This window comes from Paenibacillus sp. An7 (genome assembly GCF_009870785.1).
Classification (GTDB): domain Bacteria; phylum Bacillota; class Bacilli; order Paenibacillales; family Paenibacillaceae; genus Paenibacillus.
In genome coordinates, this window is record NZ_WTWX01000025.1 from 1 (window position 1) to 17560 (window position 17560).

Annotated in this window: 18 protein-coding genes; 16 read left to right on the top strand and 2 right to left on the bottom strand. The window is 39.6% G+C overall.

The window, feature by feature from the left end; translation table 11 throughout:
• Nucleotides 1-456 precede the first annotated feature (456 nt).
• From GQY27_RS18755 to GQY27_RS18770, 4 genes are all read left to right on the top strand, one after another.
• Nucleotides 457-1716: a mechanosensitive ion channel family protein gene (locus tag GQY27_RS18755; RefSeq protein WP_160036785.1), complete on the top strand. Its 1260-nt coding sequence runs from the start codon at nt 457-459 to the stop codon at nt 1714-1716.
• 401 nt (nt 1717-2117) lie between these two features.
• Nucleotides 2118-2363 carry an Nmad3 family putative nucleotide modification protein gene (locus GQY27_RS22115; protein ID WP_442950921.1) on the top strand — a complete coding sequence of 82 codons (246 nt, stop codon included), beginning with the start codon at nt 2118-2120 and terminating at the stop codon, nt 2361-2363.
• A 299-nt stretch (nt 2364-2662) separates the two neighbouring features.
• Nucleotides 2663-3298, top strand: coding sequence for a 2OG-Fe(II) oxygenase (locus tag GQY27_RS18765; protein WP_160036787.1), 636 nt, complete (start codon nt 2663-2665; stop codon nt 3296-3298).
• 161 nt (nt 3299-3459) lie between these two features.
• Entirely contained in the window at nt 3460-4278 is an 819-nt protein-coding gene (locus GQY27_RS18770) for a methyl-accepting chemotaxis protein (RefSeq protein WP_160036788.1), read from the top strand.
• Between the two features lie 143 nt (nt 4279-4421).
• Here GQY27_RS18770 and GQY27_RS21560 read toward each other — a convergent pair whose 3' ends face one another.
• Complete coding sequence (locus GQY27_RS21560; RefSeq protein WP_201450759.1) at nt 4422-4586, bottom strand: hypothetical protein; 165 nt, start codon at nt 4584-4586, stop codon at nt 4422-4424.
• Between the two features lie 319 nt (nt 4587-4905).
• Here GQY27_RS21560 and GQY27_RS18775 point away from each other — a divergent pair, with 319 nt between their 5' ends.
• Nucleotides 4906-5106, top strand: a complete 201-nt coding sequence (locus GQY27_RS18775; protein WP_160036789.1) for a cold-shock protein — start codon at nt 4906-4908, stop codon at nt 5104-5106.
• Between the two features lie 276 nt (nt 5107-5382).
• Here the strand turns inward: GQY27_RS18775 and GQY27_RS18780 are convergent, their stop codons facing one another.
• Nucleotides 5383-6021, bottom strand: a complete 639-nt coding sequence (locus tag GQY27_RS18780; RefSeq protein WP_160036790.1) for a nitroreductase family protein — start codon at nt 6019-6021, stop codon at nt 5383-5385.
• A gap of 427 nt (nt 6022-6448) precedes the next feature.
• Here GQY27_RS18780 and GQY27_RS18785 point away from each other — a divergent pair, with 427 nt between their 5' ends.
• The 11 genes from GQY27_RS18785 to GQY27_RS18835 all read left to right on the top strand — a co-directional run bounded on the left by GQY27_RS18785 (nt 6449) and on the right by GQY27_RS18835 (nt 17478).
• Nucleotides 6449-6649, top strand: coding sequence for a cold-shock protein (locus GQY27_RS18785; protein ID WP_160036789.1), 201 nt, complete (start codon nt 6449-6451; stop codon nt 6647-6649).
• 1098 nt (nt 6650-7747) lie between these two features.
• Nucleotides 7748-7948, top strand: coding sequence for a cold-shock protein (locus GQY27_RS18790; protein ID WP_160036791.1), 201 nt, complete (start codon nt 7748-7750; stop codon nt 7946-7948).
• 470 nt (nt 7949-8418) lie between these two features.
• A complete protein-coding gene (locus GQY27_RS18795) occupies nt 8419-11205 on the top strand; it encodes a glycoside hydrolase family 3 protein (protein ID WP_160036792.1) in 2787 nt (928 codons plus the stop codon).
• Nucleotides 11206-11513: 308 nt separating this feature from the next.
• A complete protein-coding gene (locus GQY27_RS18800; RefSeq protein ID WP_160036793.1) occupies nt 11514-11714 on the top strand; it encodes a cold-shock protein in 201 nt (66 codons plus the stop codon).
• Nucleotides 11715-11795: 81 nt separating this feature from the next.
• Nucleotides 11796-12008, top strand: coding sequence for a cold-shock protein (locus GQY27_RS18805; protein ID WP_160036794.1), 213 nt, complete (start codon nt 11796-11798; stop codon nt 12006-12008).
• A gap of 104 nt (nt 12009-12112) precedes the next feature.
• A complete protein-coding gene (locus GQY27_RS18810) occupies nt 12113-12337 on the top strand; it encodes a DNA-binding protein (protein WP_160036795.1) in 225 nt (74 codons plus the stop codon).
• Nucleotides 12338-12495: 158 nt separating this feature from the next.
• The gene (locus GQY27_RS18815) at nt 12496-13185 is read left to right on the top strand and encodes a PspA/IM30 family protein (protein WP_160036817.1); all 690 of its coding nucleotides are present in this window, start codon (nt 12496-12498) and stop codon (nt 13183-13185) included.
• Nucleotides 13186-13213: 28 nt separating this feature from the next.
• Nucleotides 13214-14245 (top strand): TFIIB-type zinc ribbon-containing protein, encoded by a 1032-nt coding sequence (locus GQY27_RS18820; protein ID WP_160036796.1) that lies wholly within the window; start codon nt 13214-13216, stop codon nt 14243-14245.
• On the top strand, nt 14242-15039 hold the full coding sequence (locus tag GQY27_RS18825) for a TPM domain-containing protein (RefSeq protein ID WP_160036797.1): 798 nt from the start codon (nt 14242-14244) through the stop codon (nt 15037-15039). The genes GQY27_RS18820 and GQY27_RS18825 overlap by 4 nt, the downstream gene beginning before the upstream one ends.
• Nucleotides 15040-15058: 19 nt before the next feature.
• On the top strand, nt 15059-16057 hold the full coding sequence (locus GQY27_RS18830; protein ID WP_160036798.1) for an SPFH domain-containing protein: 999 nt from the start codon (nt 15059-15061) through the stop codon (nt 16055-16057).
• Between the two features lie 197 nt (nt 16058-16254).
• Nucleotides 16255-17478, top strand: coding sequence for an amidohydrolase (locus GQY27_RS18835; protein ID WP_160036818.1), 1224 nt, complete (start codon nt 16255-16257; stop codon nt 17476-17478).
• Nucleotides 17479-17560 lie beyond the last annotated feature (82 nt).

Below are 17560 nucleotides of genomic sequence, written 5' to 3' on the forward strand. Positions count from 1 at the left end.
AGAACTTCAGCCTTCCAAGCTGATAGCGTGGGTTCGATTCCCATCACCCGCTTCAATTTTTTATTCAAGTCTGGTTATATAACTAGGCTTTTTTTTGTATATAAAGATAGAAGTTTCGATGTTTTGATTACCTATTTTAGGGACTAGAAGTATAAGGATTTTACAAGAGTGCTCCGTATGGAGATGTGTGGATTTAAGTGTTTTTGATTCTCTGGTTCACCGTCTTAAATCTCAATGGACGGAACAGCCACCCGTTATGGAAGAGGTCTGCTTTTTGAATTTTCAGTAGATGGGTGTCGTTAGAATACAAAATTATTGAACTAGGCGAAGTTCCTTAAGAAAAAAGGGCATTCGCCTTTGTTTTTTAACAGCCTTAACAGAAAGCATTTGTATTTGCTTAGGTTTCAAAACTACACTATAATATTAGGCTAATCTACAAATAGTCAGGAGGAAATAATGGAATTTATCAGAAATCAATTAGACGGATATGGAATAAGTGAAGCTACGGTTGGTTATCTATCTAACTTGATTATGGCTGTTTTTATAGCGATGGTCTGCATTCTAGCCAATTTCATCACCAAAAAAATCGTGCTGAAGACGATTATTCATATCATTAATAACAATCGGTATACGTGGGACAATATTATTTTGGAGAAAAAAGTGTTCCATAAACTGTCGCATCTTGTGCCAGCCATCATTATCTATTCTTCTGCAACAATCTTTCCGTCGTATGAAATTTTGATTAAGAAGCTGGCAATTATTTATATGATTATGGTAACCACCACGGTGTTTAGTGCGCTGCTTAATGCTATTGAAGCAATTTATCGTACATTTGAGGTTTCTAAGATCAGACCGATCAAAGGATATATCCAGGTGGTAAAGATCTTACTTTATATTATCGCTACAATTTTAGTGATATCAAGCCTTATTGGACAGAATCCTTTGATCATTCTCAGCGGATTTGGTGCGTTATCGGCTGTTCTAATGTTAGTTTTTAAGGACTCCATCTTAGGCCTCGTCGCAGGCGTTCAATTATCCTCGAATGATATGGTACGTGTAGGCGACTGGATTGAAATGCCTAAGTATGATGCGAACGGTGATGTAATTGATATTACTCTCAATACGGTAATGGTCATGAACTTTGATAAGACAATCACCATGATTCCTAGCTACGCCCTTATTTCAGATTCATTCAAAAACTGGAGAGGTATGCAAGCAGCTGGCGGCAGAAGAATTAAGCGGAGTATCAATATTGATACAAGCAGTATCTCTTTTTGTACAGAGGAAATGATTGAGGAACTTCAGAAGATAGACTATCTCACTGATTATGTCACGAGGAGATTGGATGAAATTAATATTTATAATATGGAACACGAGATTAATACGGAGAGTAAGGTGAATGGCAGGCAGCTTACGAATATAGGTGTATTCCGAGAATACATTCACCAATATCTGATGAATCACCCTAAAATCCATAAGGATATGACACTAATTGTCAGACAGTTAGCTCCTGGCGATAACGGGCTGCCGCTGGAAATCTACGCGTTTAGCAATGATATCAACTGGGCGGTATATGAATCAGTTCAGGCTGATATCTTCGATCATATCTTTGCGGTTGCGCCGACCTTTGGACTTCGTGCCTTCCAAAATCCTACGGGCCATGATATTGTTCATTTAAAAGAAAGCAAAGAATATTCGCGAGAATATTCAAGATAGAATTAGGGAGTTGTTGAAGCAAGATCTAGCTTTATTGAATGTTAATTTTATTCGCGCTACCTATAGATAGAATGATGTCGATAATTTAAAACCACCTCATCAACTGCACCCCAAAGGTTAGTAAATGTCTAACTTTTGGGGTCATTTTATTTTTACGAGTGGTCCTGACTTGTTCTGCATTCATGGTTGATTACCGAAGTCCTGATATTGATAAATTTATGCAGTATGTTTTTTGTACATCCAACATATGATTAGGGTAATTTACCTTTCCGTAAGTAGCCTCTGCAAACATCGTACTGCCCTTTTTACAAGGTTATCAATTTATAGGAGTGAACGATCGATGAAAGTAATTCTGAGCAGGAACGGTTTTGACTCATCTGCTGGGGGATATCCAAGCCCGCATCTTATCGACTCAAGGACAACGGAAACGATCGGGTTGGAAATTACCTAACTTTTTTCATCCGAGCATGGGCACAAAGATGAGTTACCATGAGAATATATTGAGTAAGTCGGGGAAAAGAGTCTGGGAAAATGCAATTAACATTTGTATATTGAACTCGGTAGGTAGAGGGCAAGAGTTTATAATAGAAGGCAATAAAGAAGTAGAGAATTGGGCAAAGGAATTAATACAAAGGCAGTTTACATAAGGAATTGTTGATTTTGGATGTGATGTAGTAGTAGTAAATTGTTATTATAATAATGGAATTGAATCGCTGACTACTTTGAACGCTCTTATAAGATAAATATGTAAGACCTTTTTTCCAGTCTAGTATAAAAGGTCTTTTTTTTGATATATATAACATAGTGTAAAAAATATGTGTTGAAGTATATTCCTATACGCGAGCTGTTCCTATAATATATTTGAAATAAATGTAAATTGCCATTCTTTAGTTATAGGTTCTTATTTTTGGACATTGTAAGTGATAATAGAGAGGTTGATTCAATTATGAAAAAGGAAGTTTCGATCTTACCCATTCAATCCGTCTATTCTATTGATAATCACATGATTACTGCCACTGTTCTACATGAAGAACCTTTAGTAATGAAATTTGATCAGGTATTAAATGATGAGGAATGTCAGATGTTTATTGATTCTGCTGCCTTACGTCTTACAAAATCAAAACTCGCGAATAAAGAAGAAAGTCAAATTCGGACGAGCAGCGGTATGTTTTTTGAAGAAAATGAAAGCCCTTTAATAACCGAAATAGAAAATCGTATATCAAATTTAATGCATGTACCTATTACACATGCAGAAGGACTACAGGTATTGCATTACGAACCTGGGCAAGAGTTTAAAGAACATTATGATTTTTTTGGAGCTAGTAGTCCTTCTAATCAGAACAATCGAATCAGTACATTAATTATATATTTAAATGATGTAGAAGAAGGAGGGGAAACCACTCTTCCAAGGTTAGGTATTACCATGAAACCAGTGAAAGGTTCTGCGATTTACTTTGAATATTTTTATAACAATCAGGAATTAAACGAATTAACTTTGCATAGTGGACAGGCCGTTATCCGCGGTGAAAAGTGGGTAGCGACTCAGTGGATGCGTAAACAACGAATTCGAGAAGGATACTAAAATGAGGGAGGCCACTGTGTAGGTGGTCTTTTTTTATTTCTTTTATAATTATTTACATAATTAACCAACTAGGGTAGAATTAAACGGTTAGTGATATCTACTCGTTTTACTAGATCGAACTAAGTTTTAATACATAACTACGCATTGAGGAGAGTCATACAATGAACACCATTGAGTCCTTGGACGCTCTGATTACCATGATTCCAATCTTAAAGGCAGCAGTTCCTGCTGAACTATCGATTGCCATTTGTGATACAGAGAAATTTATCGCCTATTGGCCTGGAGAAGACATTAACTTGGAGATCTGCGTCGGGCAATCTTTGCATAGCGAAGAACCGCTTAAGCAGGCAATTCGGGATAATGAAGCATTAAAGGCAGAGGTACCTGCCTCCTTTTATGGTTTTGAATTTATAGGGACGGCCATACCGCTCCACAATTCAAGTGGCCATGTCATTGGCGGTATAGCTATTCAGCTACGTAAACAAAGTGAGTTAATAGCCATTGCGGATCAAATTTCGCTTTCACTAACACAAGCCAACAAACAAATCTCAGAAGTGGCAGAAGATTCATCGAAATTAGCCGTTTCTGCTCAGCAGTTGCTTACGTTGGCCCATCAGACGGTAGAACAGGTGAAAGAAACTGATAAAGTTGTAACATTTGTTAAAAGAGTGGCAGACCAAACAAATTTGCTTGGAATTAATGCGGCAATTGAAGCAGCTCATGCAGGAGATTTAGGAAGAGGATTTGGTGTTGTAGCGAGTGAGATACGCAAATTATCTAAGGAATCGCTTAAATCCACGAATGTGATTCAAACTACACTGAAAACATTTGAAGAGGCGATTAGCGAAATGCGTGTATCCATTGAACAAATGACCGCTATTGTTGAACGGCAAGCAACATCGTCCCGCCAGGTATCTGATTTTATTGAAGAAGTTGATCGGATGTCAGAACAGTTGAATGAATTTGCAAAGAGATTATAACGTAGCTCTACTTAGCTTCTAACAAATATAGATAACTGGGATCAATGGCTCTAAGAGATGATTAAAGAATCCATATTAATGCTCAGTAAAAAGAACCAAGCAGGTGCTTGGTCCTTTTTTTGTATACACTCATAGGTTCTTAACTAGTGATAGCTTTCCTTATGCTTACCGTTGTCATCATGTTGCGATTGTTTCCGGCGATCATTACGGGCCTGCTGTTGTTGCTGAGCATCCAGGCTGTTTACAGGTGTTGATTCCAAATCATTTACTTCGTTAACCAGATTTTTGTCAGGTTGGTTTGGGCTCAATTGATTGGTCCTCCTTAATAAATGCAATAGTTTGTAAAATATATTATGTGTGGGGGAAGGGATAACTATTCGTGCCTAAGTTTAATGCTTTATCAGCAAGTATCTATTGTAATTTTTAGATGTTGGATTATCATGTTTTTTTATTAAGAGTAGCTTTTCAGATGGATCTGTGCTATACTAAGTTTATTGAATTGTTGACCTGAAAAAATTCGCATAGCGTAGAGGGTTATTCTTCTAAAAATAATAACCTTGTCCCCTATGTGTATTTTTATGTAAGGTAAGAATTTCATGTAAATTTAAAAATTAGGTGGTAATAACAATGGAAACAGGAACAGTAAAATGGTTTAACGCAGAAAAAGGATTTGGCTTTATCGAAGTAGAAGGCGGAGACGATGTATTCGTACATTTCAGCGCAATCACTGGAGACGGCTTCAAATCTTTGGACGAAGGACAACGTGTTGAATTCAACATCGTTCAAGGCCAACGTGGCGCACAAGCTGAAAATGTTGTAAAACTATAATTTTAGCTTTAAAAAGCTCCAAACCTTAGGTTTGGAGCTTTTTTTATTTTTAATTACATATACGACTCTCTAGTAAAAGGTTGTGGTGGGATCTATATAATTTTGATTCCTTCACAAAAACCCCGCTTCCTGATGAAACAGGGAACGAGGTTTTATATAAAGAACAGCTTTTTACAAGCTCACAGCTCAGTTTACAAAAACTAAATAGATGAGCAAGTAAAGGCTGGATTTATTGTTATCGACTACCACAATTACTAATGATAGACCTAGGTCTTCTTATCTCCAAGTGGTTACCGTCTCCACAGGCAGGCGGTAGGATTCAAATCCTTCGCTGGCTGCTTTGCCAATGGTTATAAGCATGATCGGTAAATAACGATCTTTATCAAGGCCGTACACTTCAGCGATCTGATCCTTCTCATAACCACCAATAGCATTGGTGTCATAGCCGTGTGCACGTGCAACCAGCATAAGCTGCATGGATACAAGACCAGCATCTAGTATGTTGGTATCTCTTAGTGCTGATTCCGGCATGACTTTATAAAATTGACTAATGGCGTTCATCTGCTGCTCTTTCACCTCGTTAGGCATATACCCCAGCTCAGCCGCTTTTTCATAAATTTCTTCTAAATATTCGAAGTTATTCATATCTGCAAAAACAGCAATGACTGCTGATGAACTCATGACTTTATCTTTGTTGAATCTTGCGAGATGGCTAAGGGTTTCTTTTCCTTCTTCGCTATCGATGACTACAAAACGCCAAGGTTGTAAATTGACGGATGAGGGAGCACGTGTGGCCTTCGCAATTATTTCTGACATTTCCTCACGACTGATTTTCACAGTTGGATCATATGTTTTAATGGAACGGCGTCCCATGGTAATTTCATTAAAATCGTTTGTTTTCTGAACGTTATGCATTGTAAATTCCTTCTTTCTTATGTCTGATATGCTTTTTATTTGATCCGTCAATATTTGACCCATCAATGTTTGATGAATCAACAATATATAATACTTGAACTACTTTTGCAAATACATTAAATTACATATCTAAAAAAAGCTCTGAAAATAAAGGGATATTCTCGAGTAAGGAAGATAAGCTATAGATTGGTAAGCAATAGATTTATTTCACTAAAAATCATATTTCTTAGCGACATAAATCATTCAATTATGTTAAGGAGTAGCTTTTTGAGTTGATCTGTGCTATAATAAGTTTATTGAAGTAATTGACCTAGCGAATTCACATAGCGTAGAGGGTTATTCTTTAAAAATAATAACCTTGTCCCCTATGTGTATTTTTATTAAGGTAAGAATTTCATGTAAATTTAAAAATTAGGTGGTAATAACAATGGAAACAGGAACAGTAAAATGGTTTAACGCAGAAAAAGGATTTGGCTTTATCGAAGTAGAAGGCGGAGACGATGTATTCGTACATTTCAGCGCAATCACTGGAGACGGCTTCAAATCTTTGGACGAAGGACAACGTGTTGAATTCAACATCGTTCAAGGCCAACGTGGCGCACAAGCTGAAAATGTTGTAAAACTATAATTTTAGCTTTAAAAAGCCCCAAACCTTAGGTTTGGGGCTTTTTTTATTTGCGATTAAAGTTAGTTCTATCTAGATAAATGAGGTAGATCAGCAAAATGTCTAATCTTATTGGTTTATATAGTCGTTATCACACATGTGATAACTTTTTGAGAGGATTTTGGTCTGTCTACAATGTATTTCCTGCAATTTCGACTAACCTTCTTTCACATCGCAACAAAAGGGATTTATGCGCTTTGTGCTCTAATATAGACATAACAAAGGAGGGGTTATCGAATATAAATGGCTAAATCCATCGTAGAAATAATGAATTCACAATTTAATATCTGTAATTTAATTTATGTACAATAAAGTCGCAGAAGTTGCAATTTTTAATACCCGGAGGGCTCTACTATTTAGCTGACTTAACAGGGTATGATACATATGATACAGAGCTTAGAGATTATTATACATATGAGCTTATATTTCTTTTTGTGCTGAACATGAATTCGTTAGATGCCTTGGTAAATTGTCTGATCATGAATCAATGAATTAGCATTTAGACAGGTGAATATCTCTTTTTTGCTTAAGTGATTACCTTTAATTCACACCAAGTTTCATAAGGGACTCTTAGATACCCCAGATTTACTTACCTTCTACCAGTCTATACTCCCCATGGCTGCTGCAGGGACTAGGCACGTTATTTCTATTACAGTTCAAAACAAGAAGAAACGAGAGAAAAACGGCGTGAAGAGATGAAAATGATCCTTCGCAAAGGTTATAAAGTCATGAACTATATCGGTGGAATTAATAACTGGGATCCATCATAGTAAGTTGTATAAAAATAAAGCGAAGGTACACTCATCTAAATGAGTGGCACCTCTTATTCAGGCGAAGATCCAATGAGAAAATAGCTCCCTTCTAGATTTTTTCATTATAACTTGGACATTTAGTAGCTAATTGCTCTGAAATATGCTATAATAAGTTTATTGAAGTAATTGACCTAGGGAAATCTGCATAGCGTAGAGGGTTATTCTTTAAATGCAATAACCTTGTCCCCTATGTGTATTTTTATGTAAGGTAAGAATTTCATGTAAATTTAAAAATTAGGTGGTAATAACAATGGAAACAGGAACAGTAAAATGGTTTAACGCAGAAAAAGGATTTGGCTTTATCGAAGTAGAAGGCGGAGACGATGTATTCGTACATTTCAGCGCAATCACTGGAGACGGCTTCAAATCTTTGGACGAAGGACAACGTGTTGAATTCAACATCACACAAGGCCAACGTGGTCCACAAGCTGAGAATGTTGTAAAACTCTAATATTGAGTTTCGAAGCGCCAAACTTTATGTTTGGCGCTTTTTTTATTACTAATCTTTTATTCAGACACAAATAGAGCCAAGCCATACTTATAATCATATGGCATGGCTCTATTTGTTGTTTATACGTTCTTCAGGGGAAAATACATTTAAAAGTTTGAAAAGTTCCATGTATGTCATCGTCTAATGTTATAACGAGGAACATCTCAATTAGCATTTTCGTAAGAGCTGCAAACTTTATCACTGATATATATCTCTGTACTTCGGTGTCAAGATTCAGAAGAGATGCATAGAAAAAACCGTAAAAAATAGAAGTTTTTAATTTCTCAGAAATCTGTTACTATAAAAACAAGTAAACGTATTCAAAAAAATGTGTAAGCACATTCACCGAGAATACTAGATTTTAAATTTATGCCGAATCAACCACAATACATATTCCTATTACTAGAATAGGTAGACCAGGAGGGAATCATTTGAGTTCAGATCTTATTGGTGTTCCATTAGAAGGGTTTGCAGAATTCAGTAGAAAAGTCGCAGCAGAAGGCGCAGTTCTCTTAAAAAATGAGGGGAAAGTTCTTCCTATACAGGTTTCCGAAAACGTTTCAGTTTTTGGACGCACCCAGGTAAATTACTATCGCAGCGGTACAGGATCGGGCGGAAGCGTAAACGTTGTATACACAACAAATCTGCTGGATGGACTCCGTGCTAAAGCACAAATTAGCATTAATGAAGAACTGGCATCGGTATACGAGAAATGGATTGAAGAGAATCCATTTGATAATGGTGGAGGCGGCTGGGCTGCAGAGCCTTGGCATCAGCAAGAAATGCCTTTAACCGATGACCTCGTCGCTGCTGCAAGACAGAAATCAGCGAAAGCGATTATCGTCATCGGTCGTACCGCTGGGGAAGATCAAGATAATGCAGACGAGCAAGGAAGTTATCAGCTGACAGATGATGAAAAAGCAATGCTAAAGATCGTTACAACTCATTTCGAGCAGACGATTGTCGTACTAAACGTATCCAATATTATTGATATGAGCTGGCTGAGTGAGAAGACTTTTGTTCATCCGATCTCAAGCGTAATTTACGCTTGGCAGGGCGGAATGGAAGGCGGAAATGCAATTGCGGACGTGCTGGTTGGTGAAGTGACGCCAAGCGGGAAATTAACGGATACGATTGCTTACTCTATTGAAGATTACCCATCCACAAAGAATTACGGCAATGAATTTAAGAACCTTTATGAAGAAGATATTTATGTAGGTTACCGCTACTTTGAGACGTTCTGTCCAGATAAGGTTCAATTTGAATTTGGGTATGGCTTGTCTTATACCACTTTCGAGGTAAAGCCTGAAGAAGCTAAGCAGATCACAAAAGACGGATTAAAGTATATTGAGCTTGAGGTAACTGTAACTAATACCGGGGATACCTATGCAGGCAAAGAGACAGTACAAGTCTACTATGAAGCGCCTCAAGGGAAACTCGGAAAGCCGGCCAAAGCGCTTGCTGCTTTTGCAAAAACAAAAATCGTTCAGCCGGGTGAATCCGAACGTTTGACGTTGCAATTCCCTGTGAATTCAATGGCTTCGTATGATGACAGCGGGGTAACGGGATTCCCATCTGCTTATGTTTTAGAAGAAGGAAGTTATTTATTTTATGTTGGCACAAGTGTAAAACAGGTAGAAAAAGTATCGGTGGATGGACAGAATGGCTATCATATTGAGGAACTTATTGTCGTTGAACAGCTGCAAGAAGCGATGGCACCAACAGAGAAATTCAAAAGAATGAAGCCAGGCGTTCGCAAAGAAGATGGGATTTATGAATTGGCAGAGGCTGAAGTTCCTACCCGCCAAATTTCTTTAGCAGATCGAATTGAAGCCAATTTACCGAAAACATGGGATCAAATAGGAGACCAAGGTTATAAGCTGAGTGACGTACATGAGCAGAAAGTCAGCATGGAAGCTTTTATCGCTCAACTTAGTGATCAAGATTTAGCAGCTATTATTAGAGGAGAAGGCATGAGCAGCCCGCTCGTTACACCGGGAACAGCATCTGCTTTTGGCGGTGTAAGCGACAGTCTTCTTAGCTATGGTATTCCAGTCGGCTGTACATCTGACGGCCCTTCGGGAATCCGAATGGACAGTGGGCAGCAGGCAACTCAGGTTGCGATTGGAACATTGCTTGCCGCAACATGGGATACGGATTTAGTAGAAGAATTATATGTTTTGGAAGGTAAGGAGCTGGTGCGTAACAATATTGATACGTTGCTCGGACCCGGACTTAATATTCGTCGTAGTCCGCTAAATGGACGTAACTTTGAATATTTCTCAGAAGATCCACTGGTCTCCGGCTTGTTTGCATCAGCTTGTACCCGCGGGCTTCGCAAGGGCGGTTCGCTAGCAACGCTGAAACACTTTGCCTGCAACAACCAGGAGAAATACCGTACGAAAGTGGATGCGGTTGTATCTGAGCGGGCTTTGCGAGAAATCTATCTTAAAGGATTCGAAATTGCAGTAAAAGAAGGCGGAGCGAATTCAATTATGACTTCGTATAATCCGGTCAACGGACATTGGGCAGCATCGAATTATGATCTGAATACGACGATTCTTCGCGGTGAGTGGGGTTTCAAAGGGATCGTAATGACGGATTGGTGGGCTGTAATGAACGATGTCGTAGACGGGGGACCGGCTGATCGTAAATATACCAATCACATGGCGCGTGCTCAAAACGATCTATATATGGTCGTTAGTAATTACGGAGCTGAAACAAATGCCTGGGGAGACAACACAATAGAGTCACTTGATAATGGTACTCTTACCCGTGGTGAGTTACAGCGTAATGCAATGAATATCTGTGGATTCTTAATGCAAGCACTTGTATTTTCTAGAGAGCAAGTTATTCAGGAAAAAATCGAAACATGTAAGGCAGATGCTTCTCTGCAAGCAGAAGAGGCTCAAGTGATCGGGCAAGATGAGCAGATAAAAGTGACTCCATCTGGCTCAACCATCATCAAAGTGAATGAGTCAGGCGTATATCGTATGTTTGCCGGCTTGATGTCTCCAGATGGGGAGCTGTCACAAAGTGCCTGCAATCTGATTCTGAATGATCAAGTAGCAACGACCATTCAGACGAATGGTACAGAAGGCAGATGGATCAAGCTGAAACAAGCTAAGGTAGAGCTGGAAGCAGGACTTTACGAGATGAAGTTTGAACATATTAAGCCTGGTATGCATATCGACTGGATAGAATTTAAGCAGGTATAATCAGCGAAAAACACTTATTTTTGGCTAAAAAGTCTGTAGATATGGTCCTTCTAGAACAATGAGGATCTCTGCAGACTTTTTGCTATATAGATGAAGAAAGGGGTGGGCTGCTTCTTTTCCATTTTATACATTTATAATATATGTAGCTAAATGTTCGGAGATGTGCTATACTAAGTTTATTGAAGTATTGACCTAACGAATCCACATAGCGTAGAGGGTTATTCTTTAATAATAACCTTGTACCCTATGTGTATTTTTATTTTAAGGTAAGAATTTCATGTAAATTTAAAAATTAGGTGGTAATAACAATGGAAACAGGAACAGTAAAATGGTTTAACGCAGAAAAAGGATTTGGCTTCATCGAGGTTGAAGGCGGAAGCGACGTATTCGTACACTTCAGCGCAATCACTGGAGACGGATTCAAATCTTTGGACGAAGGTCAACGTGTTGAATTCAATATCACACAAGGCCAACGCGGTCCACAAGCTGAAAATGTTGTAAAACTCTAATTAAGAGTCTTATGCCTCAAACGTATCGTTTGGGGCATTTTTATTTATATAACCTATTCAGATACAGAAAGAGGGATGCGAATGTACAATTCTCGAAGAAAACCAATGGAAGATGTACCAATGGAGTTAACGGCAGTATGGTCTTGTTCGAACGACGATTGCAAAGGATGGATGAGAGATAACTTCGTATTCTCCGAGGTTCCCGTATGCCCTCAGTGTCAGTCTAGCATGATAAAAGATGAGAGAATGCTTGCAGCTGTGATGAACACGAGTCCGAACCAAAATAAAAAATAAGGGGACGAGAGCTTTACTCTCTTTCCTTTATAAAGGCACCGATTTCATTGCTTCGGTGTTCTTTTTTTTATGCGGTGTCAGACGGATAGAAAGGGATGAAATGTATGCACTTGTTTCAGGATTATAATTTAAAAGTGAAAAAGACATTCAATGCAACGAACACCGAAGAGGTGCTTACGGTTTCAGAGGCGGGAAATCTATTGGGCTTATCCAAAGACCAAATGAAATTGTATGTAGATAAAAATAAATTAACCAAGGTTCCGATTAATAGAAGTGTGCATCGATATCTTTTACTAAAAGAAGAAATTGATAAAATAGTTAAGACGTAATGAACACCAACGATATGGTGTTTTTTTTATTGGGCAAAATATGAAGATGACAGTAAAAAGATAAAAGGGTGTCTTCAACAAATTCGTTAGATTGAAACCTTCGTATTCTTTTTTATGTATTATAGAGTAAAGATTCTTTCCAAAAGGAGGAGATATTCATCAGTATCCTATCTAGATTCAGAGACGTGATGAAAGCGAATATGCATGATTTGGTTACCAAAGCAGAAGATCCTGAGAAAATGATGAATAACTATATGAAGCAACTGAACATGGACATAGGTAAAGTGAAATCAGAAACAGCGTCGGTAGCAGCGGAAGAGAAAAGAGCGAAGAGAGCGCTCGATGAGGCAAAAGCAGAAGTAAATAAACTGCAGCGATATGCTGAGAAAGCAGTGGAGTCCGGAAACGAGGAGCAAGCATTGCAGTTTCTAGACCGTAAGGCAGCACAAGCAGAGAAATTAGGTGATCTGGAATCTGCATATGAACGTGCTTCCTCTAACAAGAAAAATATGAAGCAGATGCACGATAAACTGAGCTCTGATCTTAACGTCCTAGAGAAACGACATGCAGAATTAAACGGAAAGATAGCTGCTACGGCTGCTCAGCAGAAATTAAATGCGATGGGCTCAAATGCGGATGTTAGCGGCTCTGTGTTCGATGTAATCGAAGAAAAGGTTAATAAAGCATATGATGAAGCCATGGCTATTGCTGAACTTAGAGAGCAACCGAAGGACGATCTCGATGAACTTATTGCTCAGTTGGAGAGGGAGAACAATAACAGTTCGATTAGGAATGCAGAAGAGGAACTTGCCATGATTAAAGATAAACTCAACAACAAGAAGTCATAAATTCTTGGATGGGTAGTGAGGTGAACATATGCCAGTCATCGAATATAAATGTCCGAACTGCGGAACCAGCATGGTGTTTGACAGTGAGTCAGGAATGCTGCATTGTCCGAGTTGTGGTCGTGACGATAATATTGAGGGAATTACGGATCCTTTAACCAGAAATGTGTTTACCGAAAATGAAGTAAGTGAATACCACTGCACTAGCTGCGGCGCGGTCATCATGACAGAGGCAGAAACAGCAGCTACGGTATGCAGTTTCTGTGGTTCCTCTGTTGTGCTTGGCGACCGGCTTACGGGAGAACTGGCCCCGGCAAAGATTATTCCATTTTCGATTAGCAAAGAAGAAGCAATACAAGCTTTTCGAAAATGGTGCCGAAATGGACTGCTTACGCCAAGTGGTTTTATGACAGCGGATCGAATTAAAGGAATTACCGGAATCTACGTGCCTTTCTGGTTATATGGATTACATAATCACATTGAAGTCCGTGGACTGGGTACAAAAGTGAGGAGTTACACAAGAGGAGATTATCATTATACGGAAACGATGCATTTTGAGGTATATCGTAAGATCCGGCTCAATTACGAGAATGTACCGATTGACGCGGCAGAGAAAATGAATGATGAACTGATGGAAAAGCTTGAACCTTTCCCATACGGTCAGCTAAAAAGCTTTAAATCCCCTTATCTTGCCGGGTTTATTGCCGAAAAATACAGCTACGATGAATCAGAGCTGCTGCCGCGGGCAAAGGAAAAGATTCGTAAGTATATCGATTCTTACATTCAGTCTTCGGCTTCTGGTTATGCCACGGTAAGTTTCACGGATAAGCAGATCGATACAACCTTAGCACGTGCCGATTATGTCCTGCTTCCGGTATGGATGGTGCAATATGATTATAATAAGGCAGAGCATACATTTGCGATGAACGGACAGACAGGTAAAGTGGTGGGCAAACCTCCGATTAGCAAAGGGAAAGTAAGTGCTTGGTTTGCAGGAATCTCGGGTATTTCCTTTTTATCGCTGAAACTGATTTCCTGGATAATGGGAGGAGGATTTTGGTGAAAAAAATGAAAGCGATCCTATCTTTTCTCCTGATTTTTTTCGTTATTTTCGTTATTGCTCCTCTTGACCTAGCGGGAGCTGCTGAATCAAGTTCTATAGCTGCGGAGAAACAGTTAATCTACGATGAAGCAGGGCTATTAACTCAGGCGCAAGCAGACAGACTCAATACCATGGCCAATGCGTATGGGGCCGAGCGGAACACGGATATTATCATCTATACAACATTAAATGAAGAAGATGTAGATGTTATGATTTTGACAGAAGACTTCTATGATGAGCATGCTCCCGGATATGATAAGCCGCATGGGAATGCCGTTATTTTGACACTGGATATGTACAATACAGACGTATATATCGCTGGATTTTATAAAGGGCTGGATTATCTTAATGACAGCAGACTAGACCAAATACGAACCAAGATCAGTCCTGATCTAAGTTATGGAAATTATGAACTTGCATTTGAGAATTATGTTCTAACCGTCTATGAGTTTATGGAACACCGTCCAGGAGTTTTATTTAATATTTGGTTTCAACTGGCCGTTTCTTTGGGGATCGGCGCTCTAGTTGTCGGGGTGATGGCTTATCGCTCTGGGGGACGTATCACGGTGAACCGGCAGACATATGAAGATGCAAGTGCATCAGGCATACTGGATCGTCAAGATCGGTATCTGAGAACAACAGTGACCAAACGCAAGATTGAACGGAATAATAATAATGGCGGTCCTGGTGGCGGCGGTGGTGGAGGAATCAGTAAAGGCGGCCACTCGCATAGCGGAAGCAGAGGATCGTTCTAAACGGAAGGAATGAGAATACATGTCTTTTTTCAAAAAACAATTTGCAAACGTAGTCGAGTGGGAAGAGTTCAGAGATGATATGATTTTCTGGAAGTGGAGCAATAGAGAAATTAAAAAAGGAAGTAAGCTCCTGATCCGGTCCGGGCAAGATGCGATCTTTATTCACAACGGAAAAATTGAAGGAATTTTTCAAGAAGAAGGGGAGTATAGCATTGAATCTGACATTGTTCCATTCCTGTCTACACTGAAAGGGTTTAAGTTTGGCTTTAACAGTGGGATGAGAGTGGAAGTACTCTTCGTCAATACAAAAGAATTCACTGTCAGATGGGGGACGCAGAATCCTATTCTAATCCCAACCCCGCAGCTGCCGGGCGGAATGCCAATCCGTGCGAACGGTACGTTCAATTTCAAAGTAAATGATTATGTGACACTTATTGATAAAATTGCTGGGGTAAAGAACAGTTATCTTGTAGAGGACGTTAAGATTCGGATTACTTCTGTGCTGGATCAGCTCTTAATGAAATGGATTAGCCGCGAAGGTAAGGATATGTTTAACTTGCAGGCCAATGCATCTGAAATCGCAAGAGGAATTCAGGAAGATTTGGATATGCAAGTGATGAATAATGGGATGACGATTACCGGGTTTCAGGTGATGAGTTTTAACTATCCAAAAGAAATCCAAGACATGATTACGAAGACTGCTTCTCATGAAATGATCGGTAATCTGCAAAAATATCAGCAAGTTAGTATCACTGATGGGATTGCGTCCGGCAACCTCAAAGGCGGCAGTACAGCTGCAGACATGATTGGAATACAAGTGGGAATGAATGCAGCAAATCAGATGATGAAAAATATAGAATCTAACGAGAAATCCGCTGCTTCTGAAAATTCAAACGTTAAGCCTGCGGCATCATCCTCTGCAGATCAAGGCCAGAAAAAGCCGAATTTCTGCCCGAACTGTGGTACGAAGACAGAAGGAGCCAACTTTTGTCCAAACTGTGGTCAAAAATTGACCTAATAGACAGCCTCATGTAATGCGAAATCATCAGAAGACACTAAGAAGACGCCGCTCAGGTGTCTTTTTTTGTATTTGCGTAGTTTCCCTATAGATATGCCTCTTTATATATGAAAAAAGTGTAGCATCAAAACTTTATTTATATTTTTCGTTTATTGGCAGCTATGATACCATTGTGTGGAAAAGAGGGTGATGATATGATGAATGCTTCTTATTGGTTAACCAATGTAAGATTAGAACAGGGATATGTCATGGAAAATGGACAAGTAGTGGGTACGAAGACAGAGATTTGTCACATTCGAATCGAAGATAGTGTAATTGCGGAAGTTGTGGAGGCAGGTAAAGAGATCGTGAGTCCTCTTCCTAGATACGACGGCAAGCAATTATTAATGCTTCCTTCCTTTGAGGAAGCGCATATTCATTTGGATAAAACGTATTATGGTGGTCCTTGGCAAGCGGTACGAAAGGTAACCAGTATCTTTGAAAGGATTGAAGAAGAGAAGCGATTATTACCGAAGCTCCTGCCGGCGGCAAGACAACAAGCCGAGAGTATTTTGGAACTTATACAGGGATATGGTTCTACATATGTTCGAAGTCATTGTAATATTGAACCGGTGAGCGGACTACATAGGTTAGAAGCAACAAAGCAAGCTTTGGATACATTTTCGGGAAAAATCTCCTCAGAGATTGTAGCTTTTCCGCAGCACGGATTGCTTAGATCTGATTCTGTACAGTTGGTAAAGCAGTCAATAGCTGAGGGAGCAACTCATGTGGGCGGGGTAGATCCATACACGGTGGATGGAGATATCGAGAAATCACTGCAGACAATGGTAGAGATAGCTGTAGCGGGTAAAGCGGGAATTGATATTCACCTACATGATAGAAATGAAGCGGGTAAGCAAACATTAACGAGACTTGCTGATCTGACGGAAGAAGCAGGATTGCAAGGGAAGGTTACCGTGAGTCATGCTTTCTGGTTTGCCAGCGCGGAAGCACAGGAAGCTGAGGAGTTAGCAGCTCGAATGGCTTCACTCGGCATGTCAATCACATCGACCGTACCGATTGGAAGATCAACAATGCCTCTTCCGATGTTACATAAGATGGGAGTTAACGTTAAACTGTCAACGGACAGCCTAACCGATCACTGGTCTCCTTTTGGTAACGGCGATCAGCTTGAAAAGGCAGGGCGCTATGCAGAATTATATGGATGTGATGATGAGTTCTCTTTATCTCAGTCTCTTGGTTTTATTACAGGCGGGATAACACCGCTTAGTTCCAAAGGTGAACAAGTATGGCCAAAAGCAGGGGACACAGCAAGTTTTGTGTTAGTGCATGCGAGTTGTGCGGCTGAAGCCGTTGCCCGAAGATCAGAGCGAGCAGCGGTATGGTACAAAGGGCGTCTTGTGAACGGGACCTTATTATAATTGCAATCCGTTCAATTAGTGGATAACAAAAAGAGGTTTCCTTCTAGGAAACCTCCCAGACTGCAGGCAAACTAGCTTAAAC

Bases quoted from the DNA above. Each gene is read 5' to 3' on its own strand.
- GQY27_RS18755 (WP_160036785.1), top strand. From the start codon at position 457: ATGGAATTTATCAGAAATCAATTAGACGGATATGGAATAAGTGAAGCT.
- GQY27_RS18765 (WP_160036787.1), top strand. From the start codon at position 2,663: ATGAAAAAGGAAGTTTCGATCTTACCCATTCAATCCGTCTATTCTATT.
- GQY27_RS18770 (WP_160036788.1), top strand. From the start codon at position 3,460: ATGAACACCATTGAGTCCTTGGACGCTCTGATTACCATGATTCCAATC.
- GQY27_RS18775 (WP_160036789.1), top strand. From the start codon at position 4,906: ATGGAAACAGGAACAGTAAAATGGTTTAACGCAGAAAAAGGATTTGGC.
- GQY27_RS18780 (WP_160036790.1), bottom strand. From the start codon at position 6,021: ATGCATAACGTTCAGAAAACAAACGATTTTAATGAAATTACCATGGGA.
- GQY27_RS18785 (WP_160036789.1), top strand. From the start codon at position 6,449: ATGGAAACAGGAACAGTAAAATGGTTTAACGCAGAAAAAGGATTTGGC.
- GQY27_RS18790 (WP_160036791.1), top strand. From the start codon at position 7,748: ATGGAAACAGGAACAGTAAAATGGTTTAACGCAGAAAAAGGATTTGGC.
- GQY27_RS18800 (WP_160036793.1), top strand. From the start codon at position 11,514: ATGGAAACAGGAACAGTAAAATGGTTTAACGCAGAAAAAGGATTTGGC.
- GQY27_RS18805 (WP_160036794.1), top strand. From the start codon at position 11,796: ATGTACAATTCTCGAAGAAAACCAATGGAAGATGTACCAATGGAGTTA.
- GQY27_RS18810 (WP_160036795.1), top strand. From the start codon at position 12,113: ATGCACTTGTTTCAGGATTATAATTTAAAAGTGAAAAAGACATTCAAT.
- GQY27_RS18820 (WP_160036796.1), top strand. From the start codon at position 13,214: ATGCCAGTCATCGAATATAAATGTCCGAACTGCGGAACCAGCATGGTG.
- GQY27_RS18830 (WP_160036798.1), top strand. From the start codon at position 15,059: ATGTCTTTTTTCAAAAAACAATTTGCAAACGTAGTCGAGTGGGAAGAG.
- GQY27_RS18835 (WP_160036818.1), top strand. From the start codon at position 16,255: ATGAATGCTTCTTATTGGTTAACCAATGTAAGATTAGAACAGGGATAT.